The 12,303-nt window shown below is 39.9% G+C and carries 12 protein-coding genes; 1 reads left to right on the top strand and 11 read right to left on the bottom strand.

All coding sequences use genetic code 11. From position 1 onward, the window contains the following. Window positions 1-5: 5 nt before the first annotated feature. The 11 genes from dnaB to ppsA all read right to left on the bottom strand — a co-directional run bounded on the left by dnaB (window position 6) and on the right by ppsA (window position 11,309). Window positions 6-1,451, bottom strand: coding sequence for a replicative DNA helicase (gene dnaB, locus NL42_RS01065; protein ID WP_461311447.1), 1,446 nt, complete (start codon window positions 1,449-1,451; stop codon window positions 6-8). Window positions 1,452-1,649: 198 nt separating this feature from the next. Then, window positions 1,650-2,096 (bottom strand): 50S ribosomal protein L9, encoded by a 447-nt coding sequence (gene rplI / locus NL42_RS01060; RefSeq protein ID WP_003652485.1) that lies wholly within the window; start codon window positions 2,094-2,096, stop codon window positions 1,650-1,652. 8 nt (window positions 2,097-2,104) lie between these two features. Continuing rightward, complete coding sequence (gene rpsR / locus NL42_RS01055; RefSeq protein ID WP_003652483.1) at window positions 2,105-2,332, bottom strand: 30S ribosomal protein S18; 228 nt, start codon at window positions 2,330-2,332, stop codon at window positions 2,105-2,107. A gap of 11 nt (window positions 2,333-2,343) precedes the next feature. Continuing rightward, a complete protein-coding gene (gene rpsF, locus NL42_RS01050) occupies window positions 2,344-2,727 on the bottom strand; it encodes a 30S ribosomal protein S6 (RefSeq protein WP_002119610.1) in 384 nt (127 codons plus the stop codon). Window positions 2,728-2,912: 185 nt separating this feature from the next. Further along, the gene (cyoE, locus tag NL42_RS01045; protein ID WP_016137693.1) at window positions 2,913-3,791 is read right to left on the bottom strand and encodes a heme o synthase; all 879 of its coding nucleotides are present in this window, start codon (window positions 3,789-3,791) and stop codon (window positions 2,913-2,915) included. A 10-nt stretch (window positions 3,792-3,801) separates the two neighbouring features. Further along, window positions 3,802-4,131: a cytochrome o ubiquinol oxidase subunit IV gene (locus NL42_RS01040; protein ID WP_016137694.1), complete on the bottom strand. Its 330-nt coding sequence runs from the start codon at window positions 4,129-4,131 to the stop codon at window positions 3,802-3,804. Next, window positions 4,131-4,751: a cytochrome o ubiquinol oxidase subunit III gene (gene cyoC / locus NL42_RS01035; protein WP_005306751.1), complete on the bottom strand. Its 621-nt coding sequence runs from the start codon at window positions 4,749-4,751 to the stop codon at window positions 4,131-4,133. The genes NL42_RS01040 and cyoC overlap by 1 nt, the downstream gene beginning before the upstream one ends. Window positions 4,752-4,755: 4 nt before the next feature. Then, entirely contained in the window at window positions 4,756-6,747 is a 1,992-nt protein-coding gene (gene cyoB, locus NL42_RS01030) for a cytochrome o ubiquinol oxidase subunit I (RefSeq protein ID WP_252612582.1), read from the bottom strand. Window positions 6,748-6,750: 3 nt separating this feature from the next. Continuing rightward, window positions 6,751-7,785, bottom strand: coding sequence for a ubiquinol oxidase subunit II (gene cyoA, locus NL42_RS01025; RefSeq protein WP_016137696.1), 1,035 nt, complete (start codon window positions 7,783-7,785; stop codon window positions 6,751-6,753). A gap of 313 nt (window positions 7,786-8,098) precedes the next feature. Beyond that, entirely contained in the window at window positions 8,099-8,857 is a 759-nt protein-coding gene (locus NL42_RS01020) for an RDD family protein (RefSeq protein ID WP_461311446.1), read from the bottom strand. A 64-nt stretch (window positions 8,858-8,921) separates the two neighbouring features. Beyond that, window positions 8,922-11,309 (bottom strand): phosphoenolpyruvate synthase, encoded by a 2,388-nt coding sequence (gene ppsA, locus NL42_RS01015; protein ID WP_461311445.1) that lies wholly within the window; start codon window positions 11,307-11,309, stop codon window positions 8,922-8,924. A gap of 147 nt (window positions 11,310-11,456) precedes the next feature. Between ppsA and ppsR the strand changes: the two genes are divergently transcribed. Then, complete coding sequence (ppsR, locus tag NL42_RS01010) at window positions 11,457-12,293, top strand: posphoenolpyruvate synthetase regulatory kinase/phosphorylase PpsR (protein ID WP_016137699.1); 837 nt, start codon at window positions 11,457-11,459, stop codon at window positions 12,291-12,293. The last annotated feature ends 10 nt before the right edge of the window (window positions 12,294-12,303 follow it).

The raw sequence follows: 12,303 nt of genomic DNA, 5'->3' as shown, positions 1-12,303 counted from the left end.
AGAGTTTATTCTTCATCATCATATTGGCTGTAATACTCAGGAGAGAGATTACTAAATCGAGTATATTGACCTTCAAAAGCAAGACGAACTGAACCAATTGGACCGTTACGCTGTTTACCAATAATAATTTCTGCAGTGCCGGCTTCTTTCGACTCTTTGTTATAAACCTCATCACGGTAAATAAACATAATCAAGTCAGCATCCTGCTCGATCGCACCAGATTCACGTAAGTCAGACATTACTGGGCGTTTATTTGGTCGGTTTTCCAGACTTCGGTTGAGCTGGGAAAGTGCGATAACGGGGCAGTGCATTTCTTTTGCTAAGGCTTTCAAGCTACGTGAAATTTCTGAAATCTCACCCACACGGTTATCACCCATTCCTGGAACTTTCATGAGCTGTAAATAGTCGACCATGATGCAACCAATTTTACCATCATGCATTTTGGCAATGCGTCGAGCACGGGCACGAAGTTCTGTTGGAGGTAGAGCAGATGAGTCATCAATATATAAATGCATTTGTTGAAGTTGCAAAATGGTACCAGTCACCTTGGTCCATTCATCTGCATCTAAGTTCCCCGAACGTAAATGTCCTTGGTGAACTTTACCCATTGCAGAAATAAGACGCATCGCAATTGAGTCCGCTGGCATCTCCATTGAAAATACTAGAGCGGGTAGCTTGTTATATTGCAGAACGCTTTCAACCAAATTCATAGCGAAAGTGGTTTTACCCATGGATGGACGTGCGGCAACAATAATTAAGTCGCCAGCTTGCATACCAGATGTTTTATTATCCAGTTCTAAGAAACCTGTGGTTAAACCTGTAATATTGCCATCTAGTTTTGAGAGTTCATCAAGTTTGCTAATTACATCGGCTGTAACAGAGCTAATAGATTTAGGACCTGCATCTTTTTTATTGTTATTGTGTTGCTCTGCTAGAGAAAAAATACTGGTTTCTGCTAGGTCTAGAATTTCACTAACACCACGACCTTTTGTGTCATAAGCATTTTGTAAAATTTCAGTACTGACTTTGATCATACTGCGAAGCGTAGAGAACTCTTTAATTTTACTGGCATACGTTTCTAAGTTATAGAAACTTGATGGTGAATCAGCCATAAGCTGCATTAAATATTCTTCACCACCAATAGCATCGAGTAAATTTTGTTTTAAGAGCCAGTCACTGACTAAGACAGCATCATAAGGAGAGTTTTCTTGTGCCAGTTTCTCAATGGAACGATAGATATATTTGTGACGTGTTGCATAAAAATCATTTTCTTTTAATAAGTCGCTGACTTGCTCGAATGATTCGGCAACTGTCATTAGGGCCGCAAGAACAGCTTGTTCAATAGCTAAATTGTGTGGGGGAGTGCGAAACTCTTTAAGTTGGCCTGATTCACTCGTTTTATTTTCTGTTGGAGATGAAAGAGTTAAAGAAGTGGCATTCGCCTGAGACATAATTAGACCTGATGATAAAGAAAAGTGTACGCAAATAGCCTGTGAGGCCGAGAACTATCTTAAAACAAAATTAAATAAACTACCTAATTAAAAAACCAATAAAACTGAAGAACTGATCAGGAATTAATATATCTTATTTTAAAAATAGGGCACATAAAAAAAGAGCATGCAAAAGCATGCTCTTTTTTTGATGAGAAATTACTCAGATACGATAGTAACGAGAACTTCTGCAGCAACATCATGATGCAATTGGATTGCGATGTTGAATTCACCAGTGTGACGAAGCGCGCCATTCGGTAAACGAACTTCTGCACGGTCAACTGTAAGACCAGCATTCGTTAAAGCGTCAGCGATGTCACGAGTACCGATAGAACCGAAGAGTTTACCTTCGTCACCAGCTTTAGCAGTGATAACGATGTTAACTTCATTCAATTGTTCAGCACGTGCTTGAGCAGCAGCTAAAATTTCAGCTTCTTGCTTTTCAAGTTCAGCGCGACGAGCTTCGAAAGCAGCAGTGTTGGCTTCAGTAGCTGCAACTGCTTTACCTTGAGGGATAAGGAAGTTACGGCCGTAACCAGCTTTAACTGATACTTTATCGCCTAATTTACCAAGGTTTTTAATGCGTTGTAATAAGATAACGTCCACAGATCACCTCACTTATGGTTGTCAGTGTACGCAATCAAAGACAAGTAGCGAGCTTGCTTGATAGCAAGTGCTAATTGACGTTGATAACGAGCTTTAGTACCAGTGATACGGCTAGGAACAATCTTGCCGTTTTCAGTGATGTACTGTTTTAAAGTATCGATATCTTTGTAGTCGATGTACACAACATTCTCAGCTGTAAAGCGGCAGAACTTGCGACGACGGTAAAAACGTGCCATTGATGTTCTCCTTATTCAGCTTCTTGAGCAACTTGCTGTGCTTCTTCACGTTGAGCTTTACGCGCACGCTTTTCTTCAGCACTTTTAGCAAGCAATGACTCTTCAGTGATTGCGTGTTCACGACGGATGATAAGGTTACGAATGATCGCGTCATTATAACGGAACAATTCTTCTAACTCATCAAGAGTAGTTTGGCCACACTCAACATTCATAAGAATGTAATGTGCTTTGTGAATTTTGTTAATTGGGTAAGCCAATTGACGACGGCCCCAATCTTCTAAACGGTGAATTTGACCTTCAGCTTCTTTGATCTGAGAGATATAGCGTTCAACCATACCTACAACTTGATCGCTTTGATCTGGGTGTACTAAAAGTACGATTTCGTAATGACGCATTGTCAGCTCCTTACGGTTTAAACAGCCCCTAATTAAATAAAGAATTAGAAGCAAGGAGTCATAACTTAAAAGTTATGTCGCAAAATTTGCGAAGGCTGAATTATAAGTAAAAGTTCGACTAAAAACAAATCTTTTGATGAGAAAAGTAAAAGTTCTTTACTCTTAAGGAGGAAATCCTCCCTTATTTAAAAGAGAGGAAGATTTGGAGCAGGGGATTGATAGGTAAAGCTAAAGCTCAAACTTAACAGGGTGATTAATATGACCGAGTAGAGGAAAAAACGTTTAGCCCAAAGTTGATCATTTTCAGCTTTAAAACCAATAATTGATAAATAGAACCAATATGCTGTTAGTGCATTAAAGGTGACTAGAAAGAATATATTGGTATAGCCAAAACAATATAAACCATTCAATACGGCTGCAAACAATAGAATATAAATGACACACTCTACTTTCGTGCGATAAATAGAACGTGCAACTGGCAGAATCGGGATTCCCGCATTTTTGTAATCGTCAAAACGATAAATAGCAATTGCCCATGAATGTGGCATTTGCCATAGCGCATAAGCCAAAAACAAAAGTAAGGCGGCTACATCAAAATGATGAGTTACTGCTGTATAACCAATAACAGGAGGACTCGCTCCGGAAATGCTACCAATGACGGTTTGATGGATTGAGGTGCGTTTTGTCCACAAACTATAAAAACCGACATAGACAATAAAACCAATTATTGCAAACAAGAAAGCGTAAGCATTTACACCGAACCACAAAATACTAAAACCGATAAGTCCAAGAACGAATGCATATATAAGTGCAACAGTAGGAGAAATGGTTTTTTTGACTAATGCACGGTTTTGCGTGCGCTGCATTTTGGTATCGATGTCTTGGTCTATAACATTATTTACGACACACCCAGAAGCTACAACTAAAGTAGTTCCAAGTAAGGTGAGTAGTAGTAATAAGATGTCTATAGAGCCTTGGGCGGCTAAGAAAAAGCCGCCCAAGGTGGTAATGAAATTACCGAAGAGAATTCCTGGTTTAGTCAGGAATAGATATTTTTTCAACATGACAATCAGTTTAGATCATCATATTGTAGTGAAGGTAATTCATAATCCACACAGAACCAATCAAAAGTACCGCGATACATAAGATTGTGTAGATGAATGCGATCATATTCCAGCGTTGTTCAGATGATGTATTCATGTGTAGGAAGTACACAAGCTGTACAAGAACCTGAGCAATAGCAGCGATTGCAATTACTGTAACTAAGATGCCACGACTGAAACCACCCGCCATCACCATCCCGAACGGGATGATGGTGAGGATAACAGAAAGGATAAATCCAACAGTGTATTGCTTAAAGTTACCGTGTGACGCACCTGCAGCATTATGGTCATGACTACTCATTAGAGAACTCCCAGTAAGTAAACGACGCTGAATACACAGATCCAAACGATGTCAAGGAAGTGCCAGAACAAGCTTAAGCAAGCTAGACGACGTGTATTCGGTAATGTCAAACCTTTAGTTTTGATTTGATACATCAATACTAACATCCACACTAAACCAGAAGTTACGTGGATACCGTGTGTACCAACCAAAGTAAAGAACGATGATAAGAATGCACTGTGAGTTGGACCATGACCTTCTTCTACAAGGTGATGGAACTCATAAAGTTCCATTCCAATGAACGTTGCACCAAAAAGGAATGTAATAAATAACCAAGTGATAACTTGATTTACATTCTTTTTATAAGATGCAAGTACAGCAAAACCGAAAGTTACCGATGAAATCAATAAGGCAAATGTTTCAGTTAACACGTAGCCTAAAGAATCATGGAATAGGTCATATGCACTTGGAGTTCCTGGTGGAATATGACTGCTTAATACAGCGAACGCAATGAAGAGTGATCCGAAAAGAATCAAGTCACTCATCAAGTATGTCCAGAAACCAAAGACCGTTAAGTCTGTATCATCATGTTCATGATGACCGTCGTGGCCGTGGTTGTCGTGATGAAGTACTTCAGCCATTTCCTTAGTCCTTCTTCAAGTGTTTTTCAAGTAAAGCATAGCGTTCGTTTTCAATACGCTCAACTTCAGCAGCTGGAACGTAGTAATCAACATTCTTAGTGAATGAGCTTACGATCAAGCTAACAACAGCTGAAACGAATGAAACAACAACAAGCCACCAAATATGCCAGATGAGTGCAAAGCCAAGAATTGTAATGAACATTGCAATGACAAAACCAGCAGCACGATCAGTCGGCATGTGGATGTCTTCATATTTAGTGTTACGTGCGTATGCTACACCATTTTCTTTGTCAGTCCAGAAACGGTCAATACCGCTTGCATCTGGTTCATGCGCAAAGTTATAGAACGGAGCAGGGGAAGAAGTCGCCCATTCAAGCGTACGTGCATCCCATGGATCGCCTGTAAGGTCCATGTTGTCTTTGCGTTGTAAGAAACCAACAATGATTTGCATTAAGAAACATGCAATACCAATCGCAACGAGAACAGCACCAAATAATGCAATTGCAAGGTAAGGATCCCATTCAGGGTTGTCATATGTATTCAAACGACGAGTCATACCCATGAAACCAAGGATATAAAGTGGCATGAATGCAAAATAGAAACCGAAGAACCAGAACCAGAACGCAGCTTTACCCCATGCTTCATTGAGCTTCCAACCAAACATTTTTGGCCAGTAGTAAATGATGCCGGCAAACATACCAAACACCACACCACCGATAATTACGTTATGGAAGTGAGCGATCAAGAATAATGAGTTGTGTACAAGGAAGTCCGCAGGTGGAACAGCCATAAGTACACCAGTTAAACCACCAATACCAAATGTTATAAGGAAGCCAAGCGTCCATAACATTGGAGTAGTAAAGGTGATGCGACCTTTATACATGGTGAATAACCAAGAGAAGATTTTCACACCAGTAGGAATCGCAATAACCATGGTCATGATACCGAAGAACGCGTTAACGTTCGCACCAGCACCCATGGTAAAGAAGTGGTGAAGCCATACAACGAACGCAAGAACTGTAATTGCGATAGTTGCATACACCATAGACTTATAACCGAACAACGCTTTACGAGAGAAGGTTGCAACGATTTCTGAGTATAGACCAAATGCTGGTAATACTAAGATATATACTTCAGGGTGGCCCCATGTCCAGATCAAGTTCACATAAAGCATTGGGCTACCGCCAAGCTCATTTGTGAAGAAATGGAAACCGAAGTAACGGTCTAGAGTTAACATTGCAAGTGTACCTGTTAATACAGGGAACGATGCAATGATTAATACAGCCGTACAAAGTGAAGTCCACGTGAAAATAGGCATATCCATCAATTTCATGCCAGGTGCACGCATTTTGATGATGGTAACGAAGAAGTTAACACCAGATAAAAGCGTACCTAGACCAGAAACCTGAAGTGCCCAGATATAGTAGTCAACACCTACACCAGGAGAATATTGAATGCCAGACAGAGGAGGGTAAGCCATCCAACCAGTCGCAGCAAATTCACCTAATACAAGAGAAAGCATCATCAAACCAGCAGCACCGGCGAATAACCAGAAGCTTAAAGAGTTCAATAATGGGAAAGCAACGTCACGAGCACCAATCTGTAAAGGTACAGAGATGTTCATCATACCTACAACGAGACCCATTGCTACGAAGAAGATCATAATTACACCGTGTGCGGTGAAGATCTGGTCGTAATGGTCTGGATGTAGATAACCTTCGCCGCCGCCTTTAGCGAGGAAAAGTTGTAGACGCATCATAATTGCATCGGCGAAACCACGCAAAAGCATGACTACAGATACAAGAATGTACATGATACCAATTTTTTTATGGTCTACCGTAATAAACCACTCATTCCACAAATATCCCCATTTTTTGAAATAGGTGATACCGCCAAGCACAACAATTCCACCAAGTGCCATAAGGACCATGGTGACAAGCACGATTGGCTCTGTCGGGATAGAGTCCCAACCCAGTTTACCAAAAATCATATCCATGTCTTATTCCCCTTGAGCAGCGTGTTCAGCTGTTGCATGCGCAGCAGAGTGGTCAACACCATGATAGTTACTCATATAATGGTTGATAATTGTTTCAAACAATTTTGGTTCAACTGAAGAGTAATAAGTCACAGGGTGTGGCTTAGTCGGGAACGGTTTCATAGCTTCAGCTTTAGCAAACGCTTCTTGATCACCATCAGCTTTAGCACGATTTGCTAAATGCTCGATCTGGTGCTTAGAACGGTTACCATCACGTAAGGTTGCTAATTCAGCTTGGTCAAGCGTAGTTTTTTGAACTGCTTCTGGATTAATAGTAGAACCATTACCTGCTTTTACAGCTGCTACCCATTCGTTGAACTGTTGCTCTGTAACACTATGCGCCTTGAAACGCATTTGAGAGAAACCGTAACCTGAGTAGTTAGAAGAGAAACCACGATATACGCCAGTTTCATTTGCTAACAAATGAAGGTGAGTCTGCATACCTGCCATTGCATAAATCTGGCCGCCTAACTGTGGAATGAAGAATGAGTTCATTGTGAAGTTAGAAGTGATTTTAAAGCTTAACGGAGTTTTTTCAGGGAAACGTACTTCGTTAACAGTAGCAATGTTTTGTTCAGGATAAATGAAGATCCACTTGAACTGTTCAGCAACAACTTGAATAGTTAAAGGAGCTTTATCTGATTCTAAAGGACGGTATGGGTCATACTTGTGGGAACCCCACCAAGTTAACCAAGCTAAAATACCAATAATAATGACAGGGATACCCCATACTACAACTTCAATTGTAGTTGAGTGTGCCCATGTAGGTTTATAGTCTGCATCTTTATTTGACGCGCGATATTTCCAACCAAACCATAATGCCATGATGATTGAAGGAATCACCACAAGTAACATTAAATAGATCGCAGTCATCATGAGGTCGCTTTGACCTTGACCAACTGGACCTTTAGAGTTTAGAAGTACCATATCACCACCACACCCAGTCAAAAGTGCGGCAAGCGTTGATAAAGACAATACAGCTAAAATCGTTTGTCTCATTTTACAACCTCGGTGAAGAGTCCCATTCCCTAATTAAATATGGGATAGCGATTAAAGTGTCGCATGATTGAGAACGCTAATCCTTAAATTTAGACTTCTCAATTATATGACACCGCTACGTTGTAGGGCATTATGCCTCATATCAACAAACTAAGCTATACATAAAGTCGCCTGAAATAATTGTTTTAAAACCCGATTTTTTTTGTAGGGTATCGAATCTGTATGGAGCTTTTATTTAAATATCAACTCTCTATAGAAAAAAGGAGGCGAGGTGCCTCCTTTTTTTTTAGACCTTAAATGAATGAGTAATTCACTATCGTTTGATCACTTTTGTTCTTGCAATTTTGTCGTGTAGCGCTTGTCGCTTTTGTCCTAATGCAAAAGCATAGTCAATAATTGTACTAATAGGCATAAACAACAAATTGAGTATGATGAAAACAATACTTCTTAATAAGAAGACGCGAGTTAAATTAACTTTACCATTGCTCTCGGCATCTACAATTTTAATTCCAACAATTTTCTTACCTATACTTTGCCCATATTTTGTTAAAAGAAAGGCTTGAATGGCAAGCATGATTACTACGTAAGCAAGCATAGAATGCCAAGCTTCGATAGGAATTAAAGTGAAAAGTTGATGTTGTAACTCTGCTGCTTTAGTTGAAGCAACTTCAGCTGATTGCATTTGTTTTTGCAATTCAAATAATTGCTTATATTGAGATTCATTAAAGAAAAAAGAAGGGATTGCAGCTATTGGTAACCAAAGCAATAAATCAATAATTTTTGCCAAAGCTCGAGATGGAATAGAGGCAAGTTCGTGAGTTTTAGGCTCTACACGAATTTGACGAATAGTTTCATTAACTGAGCTGTTTGTGTTTATGGCAGGTGCAGAATAACCGATAGGTTGATATACAAGTTTACCTTGGGTTAATTCTCCTAAAGCTTTCCATTCTGTCATGCCTTCATGCCAAGCTAAATCAGTTAACAAAATTTGTTGGCTAGCCAACATTTGATTTACTTGCTCTAAGGTGTAAGGCCCAGCTTGTTGATTATTACGTGCCAAGTAAATTTGCATAAATAAAAATTCTCTGTTCTAAAGATGAAAAAAGACCCACGGATGGGCCTTTTTTTATAACATATTAGATTTGCTTGATTTTTTCTTCAGCAAGGAAGAACCATGTATCTAAAACTGAGTCTGGGTTAAGAGAGACAGACTCAATACCTTGTTCCATTAACCATTTTGCAAGATCTGGATGGTCTGAAGGACCTTGACCACAGATACCTACATATTTACCCGCTTTGCGGCAGGCATGGATTGCCATTGAAAGAAGGGCTTTCACTGCTGCATCACGTTCATCAAAAAGGTGTGAAACAATACCAGAGTCACGGTCAAGACCGAGCGTTAACTGAGTTAAATCATTTGAACCAATAGAGAAACCATCGAAGTGCTCTAGGAATTGTTCAGCTAACAGAGCGTTAGTTGGTAATTCACACATCATGATTACTTTCAAGCCGTTCTCACCACGTCTTAAACCATTTTGTGCGAGTAACTCAATAACGCGTTTTGCTTCAGATACAGTACGTACAAAAGGAATCATGATTTGAATATTGGTTAAACCCATTTCATCACGAGCTTTCTTAAGTGCACGGCATTCTAATTCGAAGCAGTCACGGAAGTTATCAGATACATAACGGCTTGCACCACGGAAACCGAGCATTGGGTTTTCTTCTTCAGGCTCGTATAACTTACCGCCAATCAAGTTTGCATATTCATTTGATTTGAAGTCAGACATACGAACGATAACCGGCTTGTCACCGAATGCAGCAGCAAGAGTCGCAATACCTTCAACCAATTTTTCAACATAGAAATCTACAGGTGAAGCATAACCCGCGGTACGAGTTAGAACCGCAGCACGAGTTTCACGAGGTAGGCTATCAATGTTGAGCAGGGCTTTAGGGTGCACGCCGATCATGCGGTTAATAATGAACTCAAGACGAGCAAGACCAATACCTTCGTTTGGAATTTGAGCAAAGTCAAATGCGCGGTCAGGGTTACCTACGTTCATCATAATTTTGAACGAAAGTTTAGGCATAGATTCAATTGAGTTACGTTGAACTTCGAAATCTAAAGCACCTTCGTAAATGAAGCCAGTATCACCTTCAGCACAAGAAACTGTTACTTCTTGACCATCAGTCAATACTTCTGTTGCGTTACCACAGCCTACAATAGCGGGTACACCAAGCTCACGTGCAATAATTGCTGCGTGACATGTACGACCACCACGGTTAGTAATAATCGCTGCGGCACGTTTCATTACCGGTTCCCAGTCAGGGTCGGTCATATCTGATACAAGAACGTCGCCTTCTTGAACCTTGTCCATCTCTTTAATTGAGCTGATGATGCGGACTTTACCAGAACCAATACGTTGACCAATTGAACGACCTTCACAAAGAACAGTACCTCTTTGTTTAAGAAGATAGCGCTCCATTGTGCCTACATTTTGACGGCTTTTTACTGTTTCAGGGCGAGCTTGAACAATATAAATTTGACCATCATCGCCATCTTTCGCCCATTCGATATCCATTGGCGCACCGTAGTGCTGCTCAATAATAAGCGCTTGTTTAGCTAGCTCTTGTAACTCATGATCATTTAAAGCAAATTGTTGGCGCTCTTGTTTCTCAACATCAACAACGACAACCGATTTACCAGTAGAACCTTCTTCACCATAAATCATTTTTTGGTGTTTTGAACCAAGGTTACGGCGTAATACTGAGTGTCTTCCAGCATTTAATAACGGTTTAGATAAGTAAAATTCATCTGGGTTAACGGCACCCTGTACAACCATTTCACCTAAACCATAAGATGCTGTGATAAATACAACTTCACGGAAACCAGACTCGGTATCAAGTGTAAACATTACACCCGCAGCACCAGTTTCAGAGCGAACCATACGCTGAATGCCAGCAGAAAGTGCAACGACATCATGGTCAAAACCTTGATGTACACGGTAAGAAATTGCACGGTCATTATATAAAGAAGCAAATACTTCTTTAATTGCAATAAGAACGTTATCAATACCGCGAATATTCAAGAAAGTTTCTTGCTGACCTGCGAATGAAGCATCTGGTAAATCTTCAGCAGTTGCAGATGAACGAACGGCAACCGCGATTTCTGGGTTGCCGTTAGAAAGTGTTGTAAAAGCGGCGCGAATTTCTTGTTCTAGGGCTGCAGTGAGTGGAGTCTCTACAATCCATTGACGAATTTTAGCACCTGTTTCTGCAAGGGCATTTACGTCATCAACATTGAGTTGAGCAAGTTCTGCTTGAATTCGAGCGTTAAGACCGCTTTGATCTAAGAACTCACGATAGGCATCGGCAGTAGTTGCAAAACCACCAGGTACCGATACACCAGCATTTGATAAATGGCTGATCATTTCACCCAGAGATGAGTTTTTCCCACCTACGAGTTCGACATCGTGTTTCCCTAATTTTTCTAGACCGATTACGCGCGCTTCCAAAGTTTTCACTCCACTTTTGCAGTATTAATGTCTATCTTGGCATGAAATTATAAAAATAAAGTGCTTAGTTGAGAATTATACTAAGCGACAGTCATGTAAGATCAGTTTACTATAAAGATTATATAGCACTAAGACAAATGTTTAAGGAGAATTTTAATGTCAGAAAGTAAACAGTTTAGACGGAGCGTTTTTTTTATTTCTGATGGAACTGCAATTACTGCCGAGACTCTTGGACATTCGTTATTAGCACAATTTCCCAATGTTGATTTTGATATTCATATCATGCCGTATATTACAACCGAAGAGGCGGCAATGGATGTTGTGATTGAAATTAATAGATGTCAAACCAAGGATGGTTGTCTACCTTTAGTCTTTGATACTTTAGTTGATCCAAACGCGCGAGAAATTATTAATACTGCTAAAGCAGTTAATCTAGACGTGTTTGAAGGCTTAATCAGTAAACTCGAACAAGAATTAGGTACGCCGCCTACAACATTAGTTGGACAGACACATGCTGTAACCGATTCTGAATCTTATAAAGCTCGTATTGATGCTGTTCATTTTGCGCTTGATAATGATGATGGGGCACGTACTCGTCATTATGATAAAGCGGATTTAATTCTAATTGGTGTTTCTCGTTCGGGTAAAACACCGACCTCTATTTACTTATCTCTTCAATTTGGTATTCGTGTTGCAAACTATCCATTAACAGAAGAAGATTTGGATGATAACCGTTTGCCCGCAGTACTAAGACCACATCGTAATAAATTATTTGGTTTAATGATTGATGCTGAGCGATTAGTTGCGATTCGTAGTGAACGTAAGGCGAATAGTCGTTATGCAAGTTTCAGCCAATGCCAAATGGAACTTAGAGCAATTGAAGGAATCTATATTTCAGAAGGGATTAAATATTTAAACGTGACTGAAATGTCGATTGAAGAAATTTCAACACGTGTTTTACAAATGACAGGATTAAAACGTCGTATTGGTTAATTTAATCAAC

Source organism: Acinetobacter sp. GN11 (assembly GCF_054823985.1).
Note: the sequence above shows the minus strand (reverse complement) of the source record. Positions and strands in the feature narration are given on the sequence as shown.